Annotated in this window: 24 protein-coding genes, 1 tRNA gene and 1 pseudogene; 17 read left to right on the forward strand and 9 right to left on the reverse strand. The window is 65.7% G+C overall.

The annotated features are described in order from the left end of the window. The 3 genes from WMN78_RS13050 to WMN78_RS13060 all read right to left on the reverse strand — a co-directional run. On the reverse strand, positions 1–685 hold a 685-nt coding region (locus WMN78_RS13050), incomplete at its 3' end, for a lamin tail domain-containing protein (RefSeq protein WP_340534142.1). 376 nt (positions 686–1,061) lie between these two features. Further along, positions 1,062–1,883: a VOC family protein gene (locus WMN78_RS13055; protein ID WP_340534143.1), complete on the reverse strand. Its 822-nt coding sequence runs from the start codon at positions 1,881–1,883 to the stop codon at positions 1,062–1,064. A gap of 205 nt (positions 1,884–2,088) precedes the next feature. Continuing rightward, positions 2,089–2,176, reverse strand: a tRNA-Ser gene (locus WMN78_RS13060). Positions 2,177–2,298: 122 nt separating this feature from the next. Here WMN78_RS13060 and WMN78_RS13065 point away from each other — a divergent pair. The 7 genes from WMN78_RS13065 (at position 2,299) to WMN78_RS13095 (ending at position 8,804) form a co-directional block, all read left to right on the forward strand. After that, on the forward strand, positions 2,299–3,282 hold the full coding sequence (locus WMN78_RS13065; protein ID WP_340534144.1) for an NAD(P)H-quinone oxidoreductase: 984 nt from the start codon (positions 2,299–2,301) through the stop codon (positions 3,280–3,282). 133 nt (positions 3,283–3,415) lie between these two features. Then, positions 3,416–3,955, forward strand: coding sequence for a PadR family transcriptional regulator (locus WMN78_RS13070; RefSeq protein WP_340534145.1), 540 nt, complete (start codon positions 3,416–3,418; stop codon positions 3,953–3,955). Positions 3,956–4,108: 153 nt separating this feature from the next. Next, a complete protein-coding gene (locus tag WMN78_RS13075) occupies positions 4,109–6,409 on the forward strand; it encodes a carbon starvation CstA family protein (protein ID WP_340534146.1) in 2,301 nt (766 codons plus the stop codon). 13 nt (positions 6,410–6,422) lie between these two features. After that, positions 6,423–6,611 (forward strand): YbdD/YjiX family protein, encoded by a 189-nt coding sequence (locus WMN78_RS13080; RefSeq protein WP_340534147.1) that lies wholly within the window; start codon positions 6,423–6,425, stop codon positions 6,609–6,611. A gap of 183 nt (positions 6,612–6,794) precedes the next feature. Continuing rightward, on the forward strand, positions 6,795–7,418 hold the full coding sequence (locus WMN78_RS13085) for a bacterial proteasome activator family protein (protein ID WP_340534148.1): 624 nt from the start codon (positions 6,795–6,797) through the stop codon (positions 7,416–7,418). 7 nt (positions 7,419–7,425) lie between these two features. Continuing rightward, positions 7,426–7,881: a hypothetical protein gene (locus WMN78_RS13090; protein WP_340534149.1), complete on the forward strand. Its 456-nt coding sequence runs from the start codon at positions 7,426–7,428 to the stop codon at positions 7,879–7,881. A gap of 77 nt (positions 7,882–7,958) precedes the next feature. Beyond that, complete coding sequence (locus WMN78_RS13095) at positions 7,959–8,804, forward strand: aldo/keto reductase (RefSeq protein WP_340534150.1); 846 nt, start codon at positions 7,959–7,961, stop codon at positions 8,802–8,804. Between the two features lie 60 nt (positions 8,805–8,864). On the opposite strand, the gene WMN78_RS13100 is transcribed toward WMN78_RS13095, so the two are convergent. Then, a complete protein-coding gene (locus WMN78_RS13100; RefSeq protein WP_425341152.1) occupies positions 8,865–9,101 on the reverse strand; it encodes a hypothetical protein in 237 nt (78 codons plus the stop codon). A 39-nt stretch (positions 9,102–9,140) separates the two neighbouring features. After that, a complete protein-coding gene (locus WMN78_RS13105) occupies positions 9,141–10,142 on the reverse strand; it encodes a hypothetical protein (protein WP_340534151.1) in 1,002 nt (333 codons plus the stop codon). A gap of 143 nt (positions 10,143–10,285) precedes the next feature. Between WMN78_RS13105 and WMN78_RS13110 the strand changes: the two genes are divergently transcribed. Next, the gene (locus WMN78_RS13110) at positions 10,286–13,123 is read left to right on the forward strand and encodes a cation-translocating P-type ATPase (RefSeq protein ID WP_340534152.1); all 2,838 of its coding nucleotides are present in this window, start codon (positions 10,286–10,288) and stop codon (positions 13,121–13,123) included. Here the strand turns inward: WMN78_RS13110 and WMN78_RS13115 are convergent. Next, the gene (locus WMN78_RS13115; protein WP_340534153.1) at positions 13,079–14,326 is read right to left on the reverse strand and encodes an MFS transporter; all 1,248 of its coding nucleotides are present in this window, start codon (positions 14,324–14,326) and stop codon (positions 13,079–13,081) included. The genes WMN78_RS13110 and WMN78_RS13115 overlap by 45 nt on opposite strands. Positions 14,327–14,484: 158 nt before the next feature. Between WMN78_RS13115 and WMN78_RS13120 the strand changes: the two genes are divergently transcribed. From WMN78_RS13120 to WMN78_RS13135, 4 genes are all read left to right on the forward strand, one after another. Further along, positions 14,485–14,892: a hypothetical protein gene (locus WMN78_RS13120; protein ID WP_340534154.1), complete on the forward strand. Its 408-nt coding sequence runs from the start codon at positions 14,485–14,487 to the stop codon at positions 14,890–14,892. An 84-nt stretch (positions 14,893–14,976) separates the two neighbouring features. After that, on the forward strand, positions 14,977–16,068 hold the full coding sequence (locus WMN78_RS13125) for a hypothetical protein (protein ID WP_340534155.1): 1,092 nt from the start codon (positions 14,977–14,979) through the stop codon (positions 16,066–16,068). A gap of 104 nt (positions 16,069–16,172) precedes the next feature. Next, positions 16,173–16,457: a DUF4190 domain-containing protein gene (locus tag WMN78_RS13130; RefSeq protein WP_340534156.1), complete on the forward strand. Its 285-nt coding sequence runs from the start codon at positions 16,173–16,175 to the stop codon at positions 16,455–16,457. 6 nt (positions 16,458–16,463) lie between these two features. Beyond that, entirely contained in the window at positions 16,464–16,970 is a 507-nt protein-coding gene (locus WMN78_RS13135) for an HAD domain-containing protein (protein ID WP_340534157.1), read from the forward strand. 139 nt (positions 16,971–17,109) lie between these two features. On the opposite strand, the gene WMN78_RS13140 is transcribed toward WMN78_RS13135, so the two are convergent. From WMN78_RS13140 to WMN78_RS13145, 3 genes and pseudogenes are all read right to left on the reverse strand, one after another. Beyond that, positions 17,110–17,646: a hypothetical protein gene (locus WMN78_RS13140; RefSeq protein WP_340534158.1), complete on the reverse strand. Its 537-nt coding sequence runs from the start codon at positions 17,644–17,646 to the stop codon at positions 17,110–17,112. A 415-nt stretch (positions 17,647–18,061) separates the two neighbouring features. Further along, positions 18,062–18,244: pseudogene (locus WMN78_RS21145) on the reverse strand (DUF6454 family protein); the annotation flags it as partial. 78 nt (positions 18,245–18,322) lie between these two features. Further along, on the reverse strand, positions 18,323–18,844 hold the full coding sequence (locus WMN78_RS13145; RefSeq protein ID WP_340534159.1) for a hypothetical protein: 522 nt from the start codon (positions 18,842–18,844) through the stop codon (positions 18,323–18,325). 97 nt (positions 18,845–18,941) lie between these two features. Between WMN78_RS13145 and WMN78_RS13150 the strand changes: the two genes are divergently transcribed. The 5 genes from WMN78_RS13150 (at position 18,942) to WMN78_RS13170 (ending at position 21,821) form a co-directional block, all read left to right on the forward strand. Beyond that, entirely contained in the window at positions 18,942–19,520 is a 579-nt protein-coding gene (locus WMN78_RS13150) for a TetR/AcrR family transcriptional regulator (RefSeq protein WP_340534160.1), read from the forward strand. Between the two features lie 183 nt (positions 19,521–19,703). Continuing rightward, positions 19,704–19,895, forward strand: a complete 192-nt coding sequence (locus WMN78_RS13155; RefSeq protein WP_340534161.1) for a hypothetical protein — start codon at positions 19,704–19,706, stop codon at positions 19,893–19,895. Positions 19,896–20,004: 109 nt separating this feature from the next. After that, positions 20,005–20,529: a hypothetical protein gene (locus tag WMN78_RS13160; RefSeq protein ID WP_340534162.1), complete on the forward strand. Its 525-nt coding sequence runs from the start codon at positions 20,005–20,007 to the stop codon at positions 20,527–20,529. Between the two features lie 91 nt (positions 20,530–20,620). Further along, entirely contained in the window at positions 20,621–20,905 is a 285-nt protein-coding gene (locus tag WMN78_RS13165) for a hypothetical protein (RefSeq protein WP_340534163.1), read from the forward strand. A gap of 46 nt (positions 20,906–20,951) precedes the next feature. Beyond that, positions 20,952–21,821 (forward strand): hypothetical protein, encoded by an 870-nt coding sequence (locus WMN78_RS13170; protein ID WP_340534164.1) that lies wholly within the window; start codon positions 20,952–20,954, stop codon positions 21,819–21,821. Positions 21,822–21,825: the final 4 nt, after the last annotated feature.

The raw sequence follows: 21,825 nt of genomic DNA on the forward strand, positions 1-21,825 counted from the left end.
GGCCCGGGTCCACTGTGCCGCCGGCGGCGGTGGGCGTGATCGCGGCACTGAGGGCGAAGTCGGCCGCGTTGTTGTTGCCGTCCGCAGCGTTGGAGCGGTTCAGGCTCTTGACGTCGGTGTTACCGGCCGGGGCGGTAGCAGGCTGGGTTTCGAAGGTGTTGGATCCGCCGTAGCCCAGCAGGTCGGCAACGTTGGCGGGCTCGATCACCGAACCGGTGGCCAGCGGGCTGATGGCCGTGGTCTGCCTGGCCAGGATCAGGGTCCCTGCGCCTCCGGAGGGGTTGATGACGGTGGCCATCAGGTCCGGTGTGGGCAGGTCGGCTGCGGTCGAGGTGGGGCTGTTGGTCCCGCCCTGTACCAGGTAGTGGCCCTTGGCCGGGATGCTGCCTTTGAGGGCCGCAACCGCGGTGGGCGCCGCGGTTCCGGTGGCCGAGCGGTACTGGAGTGACCAGCCGTCCAGCGTTACCGGCGCATCGGAGGTGTTGTACAGCTCTACGAACTTATTCTTGTAGGCCGCTCCGGAGCTGCCGCCGCTGAGGTAAACCTCGTTGATGACGACGGGGGAGGTGCCTGCAGCGGCCGGCGAGCCCTCCACTGCAAACGCCGGGACGGCGGCCAGCGGAGCTGCGATAAGCCCCGCTGACAACGCCGTGCCCAGCGCAATTTTCCATGGTGTGCGTTTCATCCGCTCTAACTCTCATTAGGGTGCCCCGGGTAAGGGCTCGGTGGAATGTGTCCGGCGTTGTGGCGCGGACAAAAGGGCCCGGACTTTACTCCTGGTCAAGTAGTTTCCGGCACAGCAAAACAGGGTCGAATGAACGTGCGGTTGATTCAGCGTGCATTCTGCGAGACGTCCCCCAGCGAAACGTTCACCGCCGGCCACGGGGCGGCATCGGCCCGGTCACGGCGACAATGTTCTGCGGCAGTGCTTTTCTTTTTGTGCGTAAGCCGGCGCGCCCCATGTGCCGGACATGCCAAAAGAATACCGGCCAGTAGCTCTGATGGAAGCTGCTGGCCGGTATTTCTTATATCAATTTACTTAAATGAAACGCGGGGACGTTCTAAGCTCCGGTGGTATCTCCTGACGCGGCCGGATCGCCGGCGCCCTGCCCGGTGTCGGCTACGATCTTGAACATTGCCCCCGTGGGGTCGGCGAGGGTTGCCAGCCGGCCGAACGGGGTGTCGTCCGGTCCGTCGATCACCTGCGCGCCAAGGCCTACGGCTTTTTCGATCGAGGCGTCGGCATCCTCCACCGCAAAGTAGATCTGCCAGTTGGACGGAACTTCGGCCGGCAGGTAGGCCGAGGCATCCATGATGCCCGCTTTCGCTGACTCCCCGGCGCCCAGCGTCGTGTAACGGAATTCGGGAGTGTCACTCATGACGTCGGTGTCCCAGCCGAAAACATCTTCATAGAACTTGACGGCGGTCGGGTAGTCCTTGGTGTGAAGTTCGTGCCACGCTGGCGTGCCGGGCTCGGCCACGAGCTCGTATCCGGTCATTTCGCGTGGCTGCCAGACGCCGATGGCCGCGCCGGTGGCATCACCGAAGATCGCCATGACCCCCTGATCCGGGACGTCCATCGGAGGCATAAAGACCTGGCCGCCGTGCTCGGTGACTGCGGCGGCGGTAGCGGCGGCGTCGTCCGAACGCAGGTAGGTGGACCAAGCGTCCGGCATTCCGGCCTGGCTTTCGTCCTTCTGCATCATGCCGGCCACCGACTTGCCGTTCTTCGTGGCGGTGATGTAGCCGCCGTACTTTTCCTGGTCGGCGGCCTGGAAATCCCAGCCGAACAGTTCGCCGTAGAACTTCCGGGCCTTGGCGGTGTCCGATGTCATGAGGTCGATCCAGCAGGGTGCGCCGGGAGTGATGTCAGGGCTGGGCATAGTGGCTCCTGTCGGGTTTCCGCGGCAACAGAACCGCGGTGGGGCTGGTCAGTGAAGACACAGCAGACACTATTCCGGAGCACCGACACTTTCAATGGTCGCGATTCAGTGGTCCCGGGCAGCAGCTCCCTTCACGGGACTCAAACGGGACTTAACGGAAAATGCCCCCGGCTCCTGATGGTTCAGGACCCGGGGGCATCGTTCGCGGAAGGTAAGAGATTCGAACTCTTGGTACGGGGTTACCGCACACTGGTTTTCAAGACCAGCTCCTTCGGCCGCTCGGACAACCTTCCTTACCGAGTAGTGTTTCATAGGCAGTTGGCTGCGACAAAAACCGCGGGGAGTGTTTGCGGGCGGGCGCGGCCACTGCACACTATTTTTGTGGCAGGAAGCAGCTAGGAATCGGGAGTTTTCCATGAAGGCCGTCTACGTTAGCGAGGCCGGCGGGCCTGAGGTGCTCGAAGTGCGCGAGGTTCCGGCACCGGTTCCGGGTCCCGGCGAGGTGCTGATCGACGTCGTCGCCGCCGGCCTCAACCGTGCCGATGTCCAGCAGCGCCGCGGCTTCTACCCGCCGCCGCCCGGAGCCTCGGAGATCCTTGGCCTCGAAGTGTCCGGCCGGATAGCTGGCTTCGGCCCCGATGTGTCCAAGCCGTTTTCCTTAGGGGACAAGGTGGTGGCGCTGCTCTCGGGCGGCGGTTATGCCCAGCAGGTGGCGGTCCCTGCCGAACAGGTGCTGCGGATTCCCGACGGCGTGGATCTGGTCACCGCCGCCTCCCTCCCCGAAGTGGCGGCAACCGTTTACTCGAACCTGTTCATGACGGCGCAGCTCCAGCCGGGCGAGACAGTCCTGATCCACGGTGCCACGGGCGGAATCGGCACCATGGCTATCCAGCTCGCCAAGGCCTTCGGCGCCAGGGTGGCCGCCACAGCGGGCACTGCGGAGAAGGTGGGCACCGCCAAAGCCTTCCTCGGCGCGGACATCGCCATCAATTACACCGAGGAGGACTTTCCCGAAGCCCTCCGGGCGCAAAACGGCGGACACGGTGCCGACGTCATCCTGGACGTGGTGGGCGCCAAGTACCTTCGGCAGAATGTCGAGGCGCTGGCCGACTACGGCCGGCTCATCGTGATCGGCCTCCAGGGTGGCACCAAAGGGGAGTTGGACCTCGGGAAGCTCCTCAGCAAGCGGGCCGCCATTATCGGCACGGCGCTGCGCCCGCGTCCGGTGGCGGAGAAGGGCGTCATCATTAACGCGGTCCGGGAAGCCGTGTGGCCGCTGCTGGCCGATGGCCGCATCCGGCCCCTGGTTGCCAAGACCTTCCCGCTGGATCAGGTCCGCGCGGCCCACGAGTACTTCGACTCCGGGGATCATGTGGGGAAAGTCCTGCTGGTTATGTAGCCCGAGGGCCGGCCGCGGATGGATACCCAGTATTGCCCTGACGGCGAAATAACGCTAGTGTAATTCCATACGCGGTATGCACGCGTCTTGGGGGCGCGTGTATGCCGTCGTCTTTGCGACATCAGGGGGCAGCATGTCCATTCGCCATAGTCTCCTCGCCCTGCTTCAGGACAAACCCCGTTACGGGTACCAGTTGAGGGTCGAGTTCGAGGACCGCACAGGCTCTGCCTGGCCGCTGAACATCGGACAGGTTTACACCACACTGGACCGGCTGGAGCGGGACGGGCTGGTCAGGAACGACGGCGGCGACGGCGAAGGCCACGTGGTGTACAGCATCACGGACGCCGGCCGGGTCGAAGTCACGGGCTGGTTCCGGGCCCCGGTGGGCCGCAGCAATCCTCCCAGGAACGAACTCGCCATCAAGCTCGCCCTCGCCGTGACCATTCCCGGCGTCGATGTCGCAGCCGTCATCCAGGCCCAGCGGGTCGCGTCGGTGAAGGCGCTGCAGGACTACACGAAGTCGCGTCGCGATGCGTCCGCCAGCCAGCGCCGGGCGGACACCGCATGGCTGCTTGTGCTGGATTCGCTGATCTTCCAGACCGAAGCGGAGGTCCGGTGGCTGGACCTCTGCGAAGCGCGCATGGCGCAGTTGACGACGCCGGCCAACCCTTAGCCAACCCTACGGATTCCTGCCGTTCAACGCTCCCGCCCGACCGTTCGCCGAGGCGTGCGGAACCCCCCATCTAAAAGCAGTATCCCTGCGTCCGGGGCGTTGGTATGGTGCGAAGGGGAGATCACTTTTAAGCTGGGTTCTCGAGGAGGAGACATGGGCAAAATGCCGGATGGCAAGGCGCGGACAGTAATAACGGAGGACGCGCTGGTGCCTGATCCAAAGCTTCCGCCAACATCGGTGGACGAGGCGGTGCTGGAAGCCGAAGAACGCAAATGGACACCTGCAAAGATCGCCATCTGGGCGGCAATTTCGTTGCTGGGCGGCGTCTCCTGGTTCATGCTGGCCATCATCCGAGGCGAAACGGTCAACGCGATCTGGTTCGTGTTCGCCTCTGTCTGCACGTATCTGATCGGCTACCGCTTCTACTCCAAGGTGATCGAGCGCTACATCACCAGGCCGAATGACCGCCGGGCCACTCCTGCCGAATACAAGGCAGACGGCAAGGACTACGTCCGCACTGACCGCAACGTCCTGTTCGGCCACCACTTTGCCGCCATCGCCGGTGCCGGCCCCCTCGTGGGTCCGGTCATCGCGGCGCAGATGGGTTACCTGCCCGGCACCATCTGGATCATCATCGGCGTCGTACTGGCCGGAGCGGTGCAGGACTACCTCGTACTGTTCTTCTCCATGCGCCGCGGCGGCCGCAGCCTGGGCCAGATGGCCCGTGAGGAACTCGGCGTCATCGGCGGGACCGCCGCACTGATCGCCACACTGCTAATCATGGTGATCATCGTCGCCATCCTCGCGCTCGTCGTCGTGAACGCCCTGGGCGAAAGCCCCTGGGGCGTCTTCTCCGTGGGTATGACCATCCCCATCGCCCTCTTCATGGGTGTTTATCTGCGCTTCCTCCGGCCCGGCAAGGTCATGGAAGTTTCGCTGATCGGTTTCGTGCTGCTGATGGCCGCCATTATCGGCGGCGGCATCGTGGCGGAAACCGAGTGGGGCGCCGCGTTCTTCACCCTGGACAAGGTCACCATCGCCTGGGGCCTCATCGTGTACGGCTTCATCGCCGCCATCCTGCCGGTATGGCTCCTGCTGGCTCCCCGGGACTACCTCTCCACGTTCATGAAGATCGGCGTGATTGTCATGCTGGCGCTCGCCATCATCGTGGTCCGCCCCGAAATCACTGTTCCGGCCTTCAGCGAGTTTGCCAGCAGGGAAAACGGTCCGGTGTTCCCCGGGGCGCTGTTCCCGTTCCTGTTCGTCACCATTGCCTGCGGCGCGCTATCCGGCTTCCACGCACTGATCTCCTCCGGCACCACCCCGAAGCTGATCGAAAAGGAACGCCAGACCCGCCTGATCGGCTACGGCGGCATGCTGATGGAGTCCTTCGTGGCCATCATGGCCCTCGTGGCAGCCATCTCCATCGACCGAGGCCTGTACTTCGCCATGAACTCCCCGGCTGCCCTGACCGGCGGCACGGTGGAAACTGCCGCCACCTGGGTCAACAGCCTGGGCCTGGCCGGGGTGAACATCTCTCCGGACCTCCTGGCGGAGACGGCCAGGAACGTCGGCGAGGAGAGCATCGTGTCCCGTACCGGCGGTGCGCCCACGCTGGCCGTGGGCCTTGCCCACATCATGCAGCAGTTCATCGGCGGCACGGCCATGATGGCGTTCTGGTACCACTTCGCCATCATGTTCGAGGCGCTGTTCATCCTCACCGCCGTTGACGCCGGCACGCGCGTGGCACGCTTCATGCTGCAGGATTCCATCGGCAACTTCATCCCCAAGTTCAAGGAGCACTCCTGGCGGCCGGGAGCCTGGCTCTGCACGGCAGTGATGGTTGGCGCCTGGGGCCTCGTGCTGCTGATGGGCGTCACAGACCCGCTGGGCGGCATCAACACGCTGTTCCCGCTGTTCGGAATCGCCAACCAGCTGCTCGCAGCCATTGCGCTGTCCGTCTGCCTGGCCATCGCGGCACGGCGGGCCTCGTTCAAGTACCTCTGGATTGTGGCCCTTCCGCTTGCTTTCGCGGCAGTTGTGACCATTACTGCCAGCTTCCAGAAGATCTTCTCGGCGGTTCCGGCAGTGGGTTATTTCGCCAACAACGCGGCCTTTTCCAAGGCCCTGGCTGACGGCAAGACGGAATTCGGGACGGCCAAGACTGTCGCGGCCATGGAGGCCGTGGTGCGCAACACCATGATCCAGGGATGGCTGTCGGTGATCTTCGTTGTGCTGAGCATCATTGTGATCATCACGGCGATGGTGGCCACGGCAAAGGCGCTGCGCAATGCCAGGCAGGGCATCGCCCACACTGACCACGAGGACCCGGCCGTGCCCTCCCGGGCATACGCGCCGTCGGGATTCATTCCCACGCCTGCTGAGCGCGAACTCGTGGCAGAGTGGAACAAACTCCCCGCCGACCTGCGCCTCGAAAAGTCCGCCCACCACTGATGCGGAGCCGGTCATGAACACGATACTCGAAGGGTTCCGTGGCTTCGCCCGGTACTTCGGCGGAGTCATGGGTGCGGACGCGTATGCGAAGTACCTGGAGCATCATGAGGCCTCAGGCCATGACGCTCCCATGAGCGAACGCGAGTTCTGGCGGGACCACACGGACCGCCAGGACAGCAATCCCCAGGGCCGCTGCTGCTGAGCACACCTGCGCTGCTCAACGGCTGCCGCCGCTGACAGGAACACCTGCGCCGCCCGAGGGCGCCGCCGGATCGTTAAGGTCCGACGGCGCCCTCGGCCGTTCCGGCACACCTTCCGTTACGGTCCGGGTCAACTGTGTTCGTTGACTGGCGCCTGCGCTCGCGGCTCGTGAGAGTATGAAGCCATGAGCGATCCGCACGACACTCAGCCTGCTGTTGAGGACCCCGTAGAGGGCACCACCCTGGACGACCCTGCATCTTCCGGTCCGGCGTTTGGCCCTCAAGCCGGCCCCCGGCCGAAGGGGAGCAACCTCCAGGACCTGGTGGATGAGCCCGCCAAGGTGATGCGGATCGGCACCATGATCAAGCAACTGCTGGATGAAGTGAAGTCGGCACCCCTGGACGAAGCCGCGCGTGGGCGCCTGGCAGCAATCCACGAACGCTCCATCAAGGAACTCGAGGACGGGTTGGCGCCCGAACTCGTCCAGGAGCTGGAACGGATCAGCCTGCCCTTTCCGGAACAAGCGACTCCCTCGGAGGCGGAACTGCGCATTGCCCAGGCCCAGCTGGTCGGCTGGCTGGAAGGGCTGTTCCACGGCATCCAGACCGCCATCGCCGCCCAGCACGCTGCCCGTGAACACGCCGCGGCGCAGAGGCAGCTGCGCCAGCTGCCGCCCGGGACGGTGATTGCGCCGGGTGTGGTGATCGGTGAGGACGGCGAGCCACAGCGTGCCCGGGCACCGCATCCCGGCGCAGAGAAGCCGGGCGCACCGGAAGATCCGGACCACGGTCCCGGCCAGTACCTCTAGGGTCCGCGTGGCATTCTTCGCAGCCGCCCGCCAGGGGCGCAAAGACGACGCCGAGCTGGGCAAAGGCCTATGGCGGCGCGCCCATGACCGGTTCCTTCGCGGGCTTGACCGGTTCCACCAAGTGCTGGAAGGCGTCGAGGATGACGTGCTTTATGCCGAACTGGTGGAAATCGCCAACGATCTCGCCGCCCTCGCCGTGAGGGTGCGGATGGTGTGCGTCGAAGCCCAGCTGCGCTCACCCAGCGACGGGCTGGACATACCGGGGGCGCTGGCGGGCGTTCACCGGTCGCTGTCCAAGGCAGGCAACTCGCTCGCCACCACGGCAGAGGCAGCAGCGATGCTTCGCCTCGCCGTCGGCCCCGTACCGGTCGGGGCTGCGTCGGTCCGTCGGCGGGCCGAGTCGGTCTTTGAGCAGATCGCCGACGCCGAACGCCGCCTTGCCGAACAGCCTCGGGATTCCTAGCTATTCCCGGTTAAGCGCCTAGCTTAGCGGGCCGCATATGGCTGGCCGGACAGTGCTGTGGTTGGCAGTATTGAGCAATGACTTTTTCTCCTGAACTGACTTTCAACGACGGCAACACCATTCCCCAGCTCGGCTACGGAGTGTGGCAGGTTGAGGACGACGTAGCGGAAAAGGTAGTGGTCCAGGCCTTCGAGGCCGGATTCCGCCACATCGACACCGCCAAAATCTACGGCAATGAAGCAGGCGTGGGCCGGGCTATCGAGCGCTCCGGGCTGGCGCCTGAGGACATCTTCATCACCACCAAGCTGTGGAACGCGGACCAGGGGTACGAGTCCACCCTGGCCGCCTTCGAAGCGTCGATGGAGCGACTGGGCCTGGAGACCCTCGACCTGTACCTCATCCACTGGCAGCAGCCGAAGCAGGACAAGTACGTGGACACCTGGAAGGCGCTGGTCGAGCTGCAGAAGCGTGGCCGCGTCAAGTCCATCGGTGTCTCCAACTTCACCACCGAGGGACTGCAGAGGATCATCGACGAGACCGGGGTTGTGCCGGCCATCAACCAGGTTGAGCTGCACCCGTTCTTCAACCAGGCCGAACTGCGCGACTTCAATGCGTCCAAGGGAATCCTCACTCAGGCGTGGTCGCCGCTGGGCCAGGGCGGGGAGCTCCTGGAGCACCCGGTCATCGCAGAGATCGCAGCCAAGCACAGCGCTACACCGGCGCAGGTGGTCATTGCGTGGCACTTGGCCATCGGCAACGTGGTGATTCCGAAGTCCGTCACGGAGTCCCGGATCCGCGAGAACTTCGCGGCTTTGGATGTCGCCTTGGACGAGGCAGACATCGTGGCCATCAACGGACTGGACCGGACTGCTGACGGCGCCGGCCGCATCGGACCGGACCCGGCAGTTTCCGACTTCGCCTAAACGGTTAGGAGGCCCCGCACTCTCAGTGCGGGGCCTCCTGCGTCTTTAGGCCGCCAGCTTTTAGGCGGCCAGCCGTCCCTGCTCCGCGGGCACGGCGTCGATGACGGCCCAGCCGTCCTCGTCGGAAACCTTCCGGTTGGCGAATCGTTCCGCCTCCGGCAGGGTGTCGAACGCTTCCGTGCGGATCAAGCCGCAGTCGGTATCAAAATAGGTGACGTGGAATTCCCGGGGCTCCGTGGCGTCGCCGCCGAGATTCACCCGTGTGGTTGCCTTGCCGGTGCTGAGGTTCTTATCCATGAATCCAGTGTGCAACCGGCCTCTGACAGTAAAGCCCAGTCAGTCCGGCGTGTCGCGAAGCCGGAGTACTCTTTCCCTGGCCAGGTCCTCCGCCCGCCGCCCCTTGTCCGCGGCCCGGGCAGCCAGCTGCCTCTGTGCGGCAGCGGAATCCCGCTGCCTCCTTGCCAGCTCGAACTCCTCGTCCACCTCTTTCAGGCGTGCACGGAGGCTGCGGGCTTCATCGCCCAGCCGGGTCATTGCCACCTCCGCTGCCTCAAATTCCGCTGCTCGTCGCCGGGCTTCCTCCGCTGCTGACTGAGCGGCGTCTTCCGCTTCGGCGAGGCGCGCCGCTGCCCGCTCGACCGCCGACGGCGTGGGAGCCGGCCGTTTGGTCCCCACCGCCTTCAAACGCGGCTTTTCCACCGTAGCCGTCGGCGGCTTACCGCCTGTCCGCCTGCCTTCCGCCGCGCTGCCGGCCTTCGCACCGTCGTCGTTCGCCGTTACCGGCGCGCCAGCCTCCGACGGCGGACCCGCCGGCAGGCTCAGGACTCCGGGAACCGCCACCGCTTCCCGGAGGTCCACCCGGTCCACGCCGTCGGCCGACAGCACCCTGACCAGGCGGCCGCTTCGAACGGCGGCCGCAGCCCCTTCGTCCACCGTGGCTGCCCGCAGCGTCTGCTCCACTTCGGTGGCCACAGCGCCGCTGAGCCGGCGGCCCTGTTGTTCCGCCACTTCGCGTGCCGTGTCCATTACTTGGTTGAGCAGTTGCCGCCGCTTCTGGGAGAGCGTGCGGAGGGCGACGGCGTCGAGGTCCTCCTGCGCGCCGCGCATGGCGGTGCCAAGCTCTGCGAGTTCCGCAAGCGAGCCCGGTCGATGAACAGCCAGCATGTTGACAGCCCATGCCGCCGCGGACGGCTTGGGCAGGGTGCGGACCGCATCGGCGAGTTCACGCCCGCTGTCCGCAACAGCAGCCTTCGCCGCAGCTGCCCGTGCTGCCACGAACCCCTCGAGCGGCAGCTGATACAGCGCGGAGGCAATTTCCGCCAATTGTTGCTCTCCCATGCGAGCATCATAGGGGCCCGGCGCATGCTGGTTGTCACCTAACGAACCGTTTGCCCGGCGGCTGGGCCTCACAACGGGGCCGTTGGCCCCTTGCGCCGGCCCGGCCGGTGAGCAAGGGTAGGAGGCATGTGGGTGACAGCGGCATGACGGATACCCCTCCTCATGCGGCATCCCACGACGCCCGCTCCTGGCACCTCCGCGAGGCAGCCGATGCGGTGGCCACGCACGGCGTGGACCCACGTACAGGCCTGCACCCGGACGAGGCCGCCCGGCGCCTCCAGCGCGACGGGCCCAACGAACTGGCGTCCGCGCCGCCGACGCCGTGGTGGCGAAGGATCCTGTCCCAGTTCCAGGACCCGCTGATCTACCTGTTGCTGGCGGCCATCGCCATTTCGGTCGTCGCCTGGGCAGTGGAAGGTGCCGCGGGAGTTCCGGTTGATGCCGTGGTGATCACTGCCGTGGTCCTGTTCAACGCAGTTCTTGGCTTCGTCCAGGAAAACAAAGCCGAGTCCGCCGTGGCGGCCCTTCAGGTCATGACCGCTGCCAACTCCACCGTCCTGCGCGACGGCGAGCTGAAGACGGTGCCGTCTTCAGGCCTTGTCCGCGGCGACATCCTTGTCCTGGGCGAGGGCGATGCCGTGGGCGCGGATGCCCGCCTGCTCACCGCCACCTCGCTCCGGGTCAGCGAAGCCTCCCTGACCGGGGAAAGCGAACCGGTCTTCAAGGACCCGCGAACCCTGGCGGGGAACGTTCCGCTGGGGGACAGGCTGAACATGGTGTTCAAGGGAACGGCCGTCGCCCAGGGCGTGGGCCGGGCGGTGGTGACGGGAACGGCCATGGACACGGAAGTCGGAGCCATCGCCGGGATGCTTGAGCGGACGGTCGCCGAGCCCACCCCGCTCCAAAAGGAGATTGCGGGCGTGAGCCGGCTGCTGGGCATCACGGTGATCATCATCGCCGTCGTCGTTATGGTCACTGTGGTGGCGGTCAACGGTGTCACCTCAATCAGCGATCTGGTGACCGTGCTGCTGCTCGGTGTATCGCTGGCAGTAGCGGCTGTCCCGGAGGGGCTGCCGGCCATCCTCTCCGTAGTGCTCGCTCTGGGCGTCCAGCGCATGGCCCGGCGCAACGCCGTCGTAAAGCAGCTGCACTCGGTGGAGACACTCGGCTCCGCCACGGTGATTGCCTCGGATAAAACGGGCACGCTGACAAGGAACCAAATGACGGTGGGCCGGATTGTCACGGCGTCCGGAGAAGTGGAACTGACGGGCGTCGGCTACCGGCCAGAAGGCCGCGCCCGCCAGGACGGCCGGGAGGACATCGACCCGGCGGTGCTCTTTGAGGCAGGCCTTGTGCTTGCCGGCGGAACCTTCGCCAACAACGCCCAGCTGACAGAGCACGACGGCGAGTGGGAGATCCAGGGTGACCCCACCGAGGCTGCCTTCCTCGTGGCGGCACGCAAGCTCGAGGGGGTCACGGAACGGGTGGGGGAGTACGAACGCCACGGCGAGGTGCCGTTCACCTCTGAGCGGAAGCTCATGTCCGCGGTGGCCCACCACAAGGAACTGGGGACTCTGTCCCTGGTCACCAAAGGTGCACCCGACGTGCTGCTCGGACGCTGCACCGGGCTGCAGGTGGGCGAAAGCATTGTCCCGCTGGACGGTGTTCGCCGCGAACAGGCCCTCGCAGCGGTGGATGCCTTGTCCGCCCAGGCCTTCCGGACACTCGGCGTCGCCTACCGCCGGTACGGGGACGAGGACAGGCACGAACTGGAGGTGCTGGACGAGGCGGATGAGAGCACACTGGTGTACCTCGGCGTGGTGGGCATCATCGACCCTCCCCGGGCGGAAGCCGCCGCTGCGGTGGCCGCTGCCCAGCACGCGGGAATCCGGGTACTGATGATTACCGGCGACCACCCGCTCAGTGCGGCTCGGATTGCCGGTGACCTGGGGATAGCCGGGGCGGGGGAGCGGGCGGTTTCGGGCGCGGAACTCGATGCGCTGGACGAAGCCGGGCTGCGCGCCGTCACCGCGTCCGCGTCGGTTTACGCCCGGGTGGCCCCGCAGAACAAGCTGCAGATCATCGATGCGCTCCAGGCACAGGGCAACGTGGTGGCGATGACGGGCGACGGCGTCAATGACGCGCCGGCGTTGAAGTCAGCGGACATCGGCATCGCGATGGGCATCGCCGGGACCGAAGTGACCAAGGAAGCGTCGAAGATGATCCTGGCCGATGACAACTTCGCCACCATCGTCTCGGCCGTCCGCCAGGGCCGCATCATCTTCGAGAACATTGAAAAATTCCTGCGCTACCTCCTGTCCTCCAACATGGGCGAGGTGTTCACGGTGTTCCTCGGCGTGGTTTTTGCCGGGGCGCTGGGCCTGGCCGGTGCCCCGGGTGAGGCCGTAGCGCTGCCCTTGCTCGCCACCCAGATCCTGTGGATCAACCTGGTGACGGATTCCGGCCCGGCGCTCGCCATGGGGGTGGACCCCGAGATTGACGACGTGATGGCGCGCAGGCCACGCAGGACCACCGAGCGGATCATCGGGCGCAGGATGTGGTTCGGGATCCTTTCGGTGGGCCTCGTGATGGGGCTCGCGTCCCTCCTCGCCATCGACATCTTCCTGCCGGGCGGGCTGGTGGAAGGTGACGATTCCCTGCAAGTGGCACGCACCGCCGGGTTTACTACCCTGGTGTTCGCCCAGCTGTTCAACGCATTCAACTCCCGTTCCGAAACGTCCAGCGCGTTTCACCGACTCTTCGTCAACAAATGGCTGTGGGGCGCTGTGGCACTGGCAGTGATTCTTCAGGTCGCAGTGGTTGAGGTGCCGCTCCTGCAGCGCGCTTTTGGAACAGCATCGATGGATGCCTACCACTGGGGAACGTGTGTGCTTCTGGCATCATCAGTCCTGGTTTTTGGTGAAGTCCGCAAATTGTCATTCCGGCTCCAAAGCGGGGCCGGGGGCGGTGCGGGGGTGTGACCGGACCGCGGTGGCTATCAGCAGCACCAGTGCCACGCCCTGAAGGGCCGCCACAGCGGCAATGAGGGCCGGACGGGAGCCGTAGAGCGCCCCGTACAAGGCTCCGCCGGCGAGTGCGCCGGCTCCTTCGAAAGCGGCGAAGACTCCGTAGGCGGTCCCTTGCCTCGCCGGCTCCACCAGATCGGCCACCAGCGCCTTCACCGTGGAGTCCTGGATGCCGGTGGCCGCTCCCCACACGAGCGCACCGGCCAGCACCGGTCCCATGACGGTTGAGAACGCCAGCACCGGGATCAAGGTGATCAGGATCGGCAGGACAAGAAGCACGGCACCACCGGCGCGATCGTAGGCGTATCCACTCGCGAGCGCTCCCAGGGCCGCTGCCGCCATGGCAGCGGCGTACACAAGCGGGACAGCCGGGACGGGGACATCAACCGCTGCCGTCAGATGGAATGCGATGACTCCGAAGGCCACCAGGCCGGCACTCCAGAAGAAGGCGGAGACGGCGAAGAGGATGAACACAGCAGAAAGGCGTTCCTTTGGCTTGGCGGCAATCCTGCGGGAGTCCGGCGCTGCTTTCGCGTCCTGCGTTTGCTGAACGCCTGGCGCTTGCTGAACGCCCTGCGCGGCCAGCGGCCCGTGCGGCTCGGGGATGCGCCGCCGCATTCGGAAGAGAAGGGCCATGGCAAAGGCGCCGGGAATGGCGAGGACCGCAAAGGCCGGCCACAGTGCGCCGGTGGCCACGATGACCCCGGAGGCGATCAGCGGCCCGGAAAACGCTCCGACAAGGTCCAGGGTTTTGTGCACGGCGAAGGCGCGTCCTCGCCCGATAGGCTCGGCAACGGCGGCCAGCAGCACCGTCTTCGCAGGGCTCCGGACGGCTTTGCCCACGCGGTCACCAATGATTAGCACAGAGGCCAGCGCCAGCCCTGCAGCACCCAGGACGGGCGTCACCGCCAGCAAGGGAATGCACAGTGCAGTCAGGGCATAGCCGGCAAGAGTGAAGGTCCAGTATTTTCCGGTGCGGTCCGCCCACGGTCCAAAGACAAGCCGGAGCCCCTGGGCGGCGGCTTCGGCGCCGCCGGTGACCAGCCCGACCAGAAGGGCGGAGGCCCCCAACTGGGCCAGGAGCGGGCCGGAAAGCGGGCGAGCGCCGTCGGACACCGCGTCGACGGCAAGGCTGACCAGCCCGAACCTGAGCACCATGCTCCACGGTGAGCCCGGTCGTGCCCTGCGTTGGCGAGAAGTGCCGTCGGGCAGGCGCTGTTCCACAGCCCAAGGGTTTCGGACTGCGTGCCGGAATTCAATAGCGCCGGCGTTCGCCGGGCGGGCACCCTCCGGCGCCCAGCGGATAAGATCGCAGGGTGACGAACTCAGGGGGAGGGGAACACTATGTCGTTCGCCGGTGGTGGAGGAGCCGGGCGCTGCCGTGGGCGTGCCTGGTCGGTGTTTCCATCATCCTGACAGGCATCTCTTTGGAGCGGACACTGTTGTACGCCTACGAGCCGGTACCGGAGTTTGTGGACCGATTGCGCGTCGGCAGGTTGTTCATGCTTGGCGGATCGGCTGCGTCTATTGCAGCTGCCATCTGGTCCCAGATCCGGCAGTATCCGCTGTGGGTGACGCTCTGCGTTGCCGCACCGATGGCAATGGTGGGACTGGCCACGATGATCACAACGCCACCATCCTTGATGCCGCAGATCTTTGGTTTGTTCGCCCTGCCGGCGGCCCTGGCAGGGCTCATCGGAGGGGTCACCTTCAAGCGCCGGTGACCGGGATGCCATCAAGGGGCGGAGGGTGGTAGCCCGGTACTTTTGACTCTGGGGCTCGGCACCGCGCACTGCCACACTGATGCGATGAGTGGTGAGCTGCCGGTGATTCCCCCGGCCGAACGCAACGTGGCCCCCAACCGGGCGTTCCATGTTTTGCTCGTGGCCGTGCTCGTACTGTTCCTCTCCGCGTGCGCTCAGCCCGGGGCCCAAAACGGGCCCACGTCCTCAGGTTCGGGCAGCCCGGCGTGCGATCTCATTACCCCGGAGATCGCGGCGAAGGCTGTACCCGGCATCATGCCTGTGGGGCAGAACAGCCGAGCCAGGCCCCTGGGAACCAAGGCCTACCTGTGCACCTATTCGAGCAAGTCCGATACAGGTATGACGGCCCTGTCAGTGTCGCTCATATCTCCCGCCTCGGCCGCCGACATTTCCAAGGCGAAGTCGACGTCGGACTGCTCACCCGTCACCGGAATCGGGGACTTCGCATGCCTGCAGTGGACGGGATACTTTCGCGGTGAGGCCGGCGGCGCGTCCGCGAATGTCGTCCTGACGGCTGTCCGGGGGAAGGCGACGCTCGAAATGCCCTACGTGGTCGGCCCGCCCATGGACGGAGCCGGCGTCCCGGACGGAGACGCTATGGCCCGTGCGCTCGCGCAGGCGGCAGTGGACGCCGGCTGGGGCAACGGATCCGCTCTCAGCGTCCCTTCGGCCCCGCCCGTGGGACCGCCCGCCACGACGGACAACCCGGTCTGCGCCCTGCTCAGCCCCGATGCGGTCAGGCAGGCATTCGGGGCGAGTACCCAGCCGCAGATTCTTCCGCGTGAGGTCAGCTGCCGCTACACATTCGGTGACTTGGGCACACCCGGCCCCGACTCCCTTGTCTTCTCGGTCGAAGTCCTCAAGGGTGCAGCCCCGGCGCTGGGCGGTCGAAGCATGCGCGGCGAGCCGCTCGACGGCATCGGGGACAAGGCGTCCTTCACTATGACAACCGAGCCGGCGGGCCCGAAGTCACTCCGGCCGGCGGGCGACGTGCCCATCACGATCCTGTCCGTCATGGTGGTCCGTGGCGAGGACCTGGCAACGTTCACGGCGGAGGTCCTGATTTCCCCGGAGGGGCCATCGGCCGGGCAGACAAAGGATCAACTCATCACCCTGGTGCGCGGCGTCAAGTTCTGACGCTGCTCGGAGCAGGCGGATCGGGCTTGCGGCGACCGACCGCCCGGAGCAGGAGCGTCGCGGGGTAGACTCGGCCGAAACGCTCGGGTTGGGGGCTCATGGAAGTGTCAGCAGCACAGTCACCGTCGTCGGCGGGCTACAACAGGATGGCCATCGTGTCTTTGATCTGCGCCATTGTGGCGGTGGCCGGCTTCTTCTTCGGGAGCTTCACAGTGCTCGCAGTCTTCGCTGTCGGAGCGGGCCACGTCGCCCTCAATCAGATCATCCTTGACGGCGGGCAGGGCCGGCAGCTGGCCAGGGCTTCGCTTGCCATCGGCTACGCCATCGGCATTTACGGTCTCTTCTTCGCGGTGATGACAGCGTTCACTGCAGTGGATCAGTTGATGTAGCGGGCCATGCCCAAGAACCCGATCATCCTCCTCGACATCGACGGGGTCCTCAACCCGCCGGCGCGGCCCGGCAGTGGCGGGGACCGTCCGGAGCTGACCCTCTCGGATTCGAAGGTTGCACTGGTCCGGAGGCTCGCTGAGCTGGGTCGGATCGCCTGGGTGTCGACGTGGCCGGCGGAGCTGACAGCCGGTCTGGAGGCGCAGCTTCAGCTCGAGGCGGAGCCGCTGCGCGTGACGCTGTTGATGCTGCCCAGTGACGAGGACGAGCCGACGCCGAAGCTCCGGTCGGTGAGCCGGTGGCTGGCCAGGATGGAAGCGGCGGGTGACGCGGACTGGGACTCAGTTGTGTGGATCGACGACGTGCTCGGGCCGGACGCGCGCACGTGGGCCCATGGATATGGGCAGCCGGTCCTCCTGGAGAAGCCGGTGCCGGATCAGGGACTGAGCGACATTCACGTCGTGGCAGCGGAGGTGTTCGTTGATGGCGGTGACGGAGGCCGGGACGTAGATTGACCGTCAAGAGGGACGCGAGATCCAACTGGAAATCCAGGAGAAGCGCCGACGCCGTTTGGACAAGCGTCTCGAACACCTGGGTCAGGTCGGGGTGCTGTACCTCGTCAGGTTTCATGCCCCCTTGTGTCCGGCCGTGCGATCAACAGTAGTGCCCGGGGACGGGGCCAAGGACGGACCGCGCGAAGTTGTCCGCGCCGCACTCATCACGTATGCCCTTGGCGTGGGCGATCTCATGGAAGAGGAGGTACTCGGTCAGTTGACCCGGAAGGATGGTGATAGCCGCGGCAACCTGCCCCGTGGCGGGGTCGAGATGGTACGAAGTGCATCCGTGCGCCCCTTCACAGCCAGGCGGCATCGACCCGATCCCCACCTGGGTTCCGGCTGGCGGGTAGACCCCGTGCCTCGCCATCGTCGACTGAATCCAGTCCTGACCGGACGCCGGCGTCTCAAGGGCTTGCTGTTTTGCCGGTGAACGTTTCGGCGGTGCAGGTTCCGTGGAGACTTCGACGTTGTGGTTCGCCAGGTGGGCGTCCGGGTTAGCTTTGATCTGTGTCGGAGCGACAGTTGACTGCACACCGGGAAGGGGGCCCGGCACGGCGCAGCCGGTCAGAAGCAAGACGATAAGAGTGACGCTGAATCTGGGCATGGCGATATAGAGGTGTGATGCAAGGGGCATTGGCTGGATTAGTCCTTGGTGATGAGAGTCAGGGCAACGAAGTCGCGGACACTGTCATTGCCGCGTTCAAGGTTACGGCACCGCTGGATAAGAACCCCATTCCGGGCTTGCTCCGGGTCATTGAAGATAGTCGAATGTAGTGGGGCCGCACCTTGGTGCGGCCCCACTGTCAGGTCACGGTCCCCTCACGGCTACGGATTCTTTACTGGCTCAGTGGCGGGCTTTGAATACGAAGAGTTCGGTTCCAGCGACTTCTTCGCCGTCGTCGGGGGCGGCGAACAGGCGCAGTACGCCGCCGCCAAATTCCAGGGCAACCGGGTTGCGGGTCATCGAGTGCCCGGCAGTGGAAAAGTTCTGGAACGGGACCCCGTGGACGATAGTTCCGTCTGTGGGCGGTCAGGGCGAGGCCGCCGAGCTCGAACGGCTTACCTTCAGCAGCCATGAGGTCGGTAACACCAGAGCAGAGCTGGTGCCCGGTTCCGGCGTACTCGCAGTCCTGGTAGTCGAAGAAGTGGCTCGGGTTGTCCTGCATCCCCAGGAGGCTGCCTTGGCTATTCCAAGTGAACAGTTTGCGGGAACCCCGGCGGATGCTGCTGATTCGGTTGGTCTTGCGGTCGGGGCCGACAGCGCCAACGTGGTCCGCCTGACGGAGACCGCCGCCGCAGCTTTCTTGCCCTTATTCGGGGAGACTTTCCGGGATCCTGGCGGGCAGCGCCGTACGGGTGGCCGCTGACCGGCGGAGCGGCAAGGCCCTAATGTAGGGGAGCACCACGACGACCGTGGCGGCGACGAATACCAGCTGCATCAGCGTCCGCGGCAGGAGCGCCGTCGCCGGTTCGCCGTTGACCATGAGTCCGGCGAGTGCGGCGTGGACGTTCGCCGGGAACATGGCCACCAGCAGCAGGGTCAGTCCGCCTGCCGCCCACGGCGCCGTCCGGCGGTGGAGCAGGCCGGCGGCTCCAAGCAGTTCCAGCCCGCCCGTCAGTGTGACCAGCAGCTCGGGATAGGGCAGGGTCGGCGGCACCATTGCGATGAGGTCCTCGCGCATGCCGTTGAAGTGCGCCGTCCCAGTAAGCGTGAACATGGCCGCGAGGCCACCACGCAGGCTGGTGTGCCACGACCGAAGCGGCCTGATGCCGGCGGCACCCGCAGCACGCAGCAGGAGGGTTACGGCCAGGAGGGTGATGAGTGGGGCCATGATGCGTCCTTTCAGGTGCATCGGGGAATCTTGACACTGACTAGATTACTCTTCAGCCTGAACTTGTCAATGGCTAGATTGGAGTTAGGCTGGAGGCATGAGCACGCACGCCTCCTACCATCATGGGAATCTTCCGCGCACGATCATCAGCGCCGCACTCGACGTCATCGCCGAGTCCGGCCCGTCGGCCGTGAGTCTGCGGGATCTGGCCAGGCGGGCCGGTGTATCCCATGCCGCCCCCGCGCACCACTTCGGGGACAGGGCCGGCCTGCTGACCGCCGTCGCGGTACAGGGCTTCGGGCTCCTGGCGGACGCGCTGGCCGAGGCGCAGCGGCAAACCGGCGACTTTCTGGAGGTGGGGGTGGCCTATGTCGGCTTCGCCGTCGGGCACCCTGCCCACTTTGCCGTGATGTTCCGGCCGGAGCTGTACCGGGCCGATGACCCGGAGCTGATCGCGGCCAAGGCGCGGGCGGGCGAGTCCCTCTACCGGGGAGTTGCCCCATTCTCGGCGTCGGAATCCGGCCCGGATTCACCGGAGGCGGCGCTGGCGGCATGGTCCCTTGTTCACGGATTCGCCACGCTGTGGCTCAGCGGCAACCTGCCTGCGGGGCTGCCCGCCGACCCGCGGCAGGCCGCCCGGGGAGTGGCCTCGGTCCTGTTTTCCAGACGGGGGTAGCACCGGGCTGCCGTCCAGCGGAGTGACGAACGAAGTGATAAGCGGCCTGACGGGAACAGGACGGGCAGGCTGCAGGACGGGCGGATGCCGCCCGCGGGGGCATGGGCGACGGCGGGGGCATGCCGGTGCGGCCGTTACGGCCGGGCAGTTGCGACGGTCGTCATCCTCACACTCGCGGGAAAAGTGTCAGTAACGGAGGAGGATCACGTCCGAACGCACCATCCTCACAGGCCGGAAGCGACTCAAGACAAAAGGGGCATCTGGCGCATCGGGGCCGCCGACATCGAAGACTTCATCGCTGAGGCCTACCGGCGCACCGCCGAACGCGTCGCCGCCGTCGAGATCAAGGACGAGGGCGAGGCGGGAGCAGAGTAGCCCGCTTGGTTGACTGCTCGTTGATTCATCCGCCTGCCCGCCGCCGATTTCGGTATGTTGACGCGAGGAATTTCGTTGACCGGCAGTTGACCGCGGTTACGCTGAGGCTGTGGAACGCGTGCTGCTGGACCAGGTTATCGAGACCGACTACGGGCAATTGGATCTGGCGTGGGGTGAGGACGGCTTCTTTGACGGGGACTTTGACCGTTCATACCACGGGCAGGTCAACGGCTTGGTGGGCGCTGCCCATCCCCGCGGGGTGCACGTCAACCTCGCCCGACGGTCGGGCGGATCGCCTGTTCGCATGGTGCTGCTGGACGCTCCACCGGGAAGCGATGACGGGCAATGGGAGGACGTCGTCGAGGTATCCATCACGCTTCCTGAAGGACAAGAGATGATATGGAGTGCCTGGGCTGATTTGAGTACTGGGCCAATAGGCCTTCCGCCTGGTTCCTACCGGCTCCGCGTCAGTGCCAAGGGCCGGGACGAAGGGCACTCGGGGGAGCTCGCCGAGGGCACGGTCGATGAGTACCTCCTTCAGCTCTGGCCCGCACCGTGGCAACCAGACGCCGTACTCCGGACCGGGAGCGAAGACGCCGGATACTGGCATCAGTCGGTCGGCAACCGCCGGTAGGGGTGGTGCCTCTAACCTTTCAGCGCGGCTACATCCAGGACACGCCTGCCGGCTCCGCAAGACTGTCAGTGCCCAAGAGGACCATGGACTCATGACGGCTCCAACAGTGGAGGCGGCGATCCATGAACTGATGGATCTCGCCTGGAATGTTGTCTATGACCTGCTCGAGGAACGGGGCTTGCTCCGTGACGGGCTGGACGTCCAGGAGTACACCGGGATCCATTCCTGGGTGGAAGACCTGATCCGCTACACAGTGGTCCACTCTCGGACAGTTGCAGTACTGTTCGTGGACACCCGACCGGTGGACGCCATCGTGTTCCACCACGACCTCCTGGGCGCTGACGATCCGACGAGCTTCTTCAGCATCCCCGGGTGACCGGTAAGCTCCCCGGTATGCTGTGGCCGTAAAAAAGGGGGATGTCATGGCTCAGTACGTCGACTACATCAACATGACCAAAGCCAAGTCTGGGGCCGCCTTTCGGGAGTATCTGGATGAGCGCGGGCCTGCACTGGAGAGGCTGCGTGAGGCATTGAGGGCCGACGGCCAGGACCCGGCCACCTTTCTGGACGGCTCCATCGAGAGCCTGGTTCCTCTCTGGCGCTGGATCCTGTCGCATCTAACGCGCGCGGAGGATCCGGGCGCCACGGCTCCTGGATCCGTCCCGCGGGAGGTGTGGCCCTCCTGGGCAAAGTACATGTACGAGGAACAGAAAACCATGTCCCTGGAGTCGCTGCTCCTGCTGGACGGGCTCGTGTCCTACCTCGGGGCAATAGTGCAGGAGCGTGCGCCCCAGGCACGGTGGGAGATCGCCCGCCACCGCATCAAGCGCTACCACCTCAACAACCATCCTGTCCTGGTCAGCGGCGCGGGAGAGGACCACAACTTCTTGCCGGGACTGCCGTCGGTCCACTCCCACGGCAACCTCACCGGTTTTCGCGAGTCCCCGGATGACACCATGGCCGAGTACGCCCGCAGACTCATCGAGCGGTTGAACCGGGACGACCAACCAGCTGATGAGGAGGTGGCCGGGGACGAGCCGCTCGTTGAGGTTGAAGACCTGGGCGATGACGAGCTCCGCGGCCGGGAGCTTGAGGTGTCACTGCGGGAGGACATCGGCCACGAGCACAACCGGGTAGTGGGCCGTATGGTCAAGGACCTCGGGAAGGAAGTTGGCATCACCCGCGTTATCCGCGAGGACCGCGAAGTGCTCCTCGTCGCCACCGTCACTTGGAGCACCGACCGGCTCCAAGAATGGGTTGCCGGCTATCTCGAGGACAAAATCCGGGACTGAAACT

This window comes from Arthrobacter oryzae, from assembly GCF_037911235.1.
Taxonomy (GTDB): Bacteria; Actinomycetota; Actinomycetes; order Actinomycetales; family Micrococcaceae; genus Arthrobacter; species Arthrobacter oryzae_E.

Coding starts and splice junctions, on each gene's coding strand:
- WMN78_RS13055 (WP_340534143.1), bottom strand. CDS start 1,883: ATGCCCAGCCCTGACATCACTCCCGGCGCACCCTGCTGGATCGACCTC.
- WMN78_RS13065 (WP_340534144.1), top strand. CDS start 2,299: ATGAAGGCCGTCTACGTTAGCGAGGCCGGCGGGCCTGAGGTGCTCGAA.
- WMN78_RS13070 (WP_340534145.1), top strand. CDS start 3,416: ATGTCCATTCGCCATAGTCTCCTCGCCCTGCTTCAGGACAAACCCCGT.
- WMN78_RS13075 (WP_340534146.1), top strand. CDS start 4,109: ATGGGCAAAATGCCGGATGGCAAGGCGCGGACAGTAATAACGGAGGAC.
- WMN78_RS13080 (WP_340534147.1), top strand. CDS start 6,423: ATGAACACGATACTCGAAGGGTTCCGTGGCTTCGCCCGGTACTTCGGC.
- WMN78_RS13085 (WP_340534148.1), top strand. CDS start 6,795: ATGAGCGATCCGCACGACACTCAGCCTGCTGTTGAGGACCCCGTAGAG.
- WMN78_RS13095 (WP_340534150.1), top strand. CDS start 7,959: ATGACTTTTTCTCCTGAACTGACTTTCAACGACGGCAACACCATTCCC.
- WMN78_RS13100 (WP_425341152.1), bottom strand. CDS start 9,101: ATGGATAAGAACCTCAGCACCGGCAAGGCAACCACACGGGTGAATCTC.
- WMN78_RS13105 (WP_340534151.1), bottom strand. CDS start 10,142: ATGGGAGAGCAACAATTGGCGGAAATTGCCTCCGCGCTGTATCAGCTG.
- WMN78_RS13110 (WP_340534152.1), top strand. CDS start 10,286: ATGACGGATACCCCTCCTCATGCGGCATCCCACGACGCCCGCTCCTGG.
- WMN78_RS13115 (WP_340534153.1), bottom strand. CDS start 14,326: ATGGTGCTCAGGTTCGGGCTGGTCAGCCTTGCCGTCGACGCGGTGTCC.
- WMN78_RS13125 (WP_340534155.1), top strand. CDS start 14,977: ATGAGTGGTGAGCTGCCGGTGATTCCCCCGGCCGAACGCAACGTGGCC.
- WMN78_RS13135 (WP_340534157.1), top strand. CDS start 16,464: ATGCCCAAGAACCCGATCATCCTCCTCGACATCGACGGGGTCCTCAAC.
- WMN78_RS13140 (WP_340534158.1), bottom strand. CDS start 17,646: ATGCCCCTTGCATCACACCTCTATATCGCCATGCCCAGATTCAGCGTC.
- WMN78_RS13145 (WP_340534159.1), bottom strand. CDS start 18,844: ATGGCCCCACTCATCACCCTCCTGGCCGTAACCCTCCTGCTGCGTGCT.
- WMN78_RS13150 (WP_340534160.1), top strand. CDS start 18,942: ATGAGCACGCACGCCTCCTACCATCATGGGAATCTTCCGCGCACGATC.
- WMN78_RS13165 (WP_340534163.1), top strand. CDS start 20,621: ATGACGGCTCCAACAGTGGAGGCGGCGATCCATGAACTGATGGATCTC.
- WMN78_RS13170 (WP_340534164.1), top strand. CDS start 20,952: ATGGCTCAGTACGTCGACTACATCAACATGACCAAAGCCAAGTCTGGG.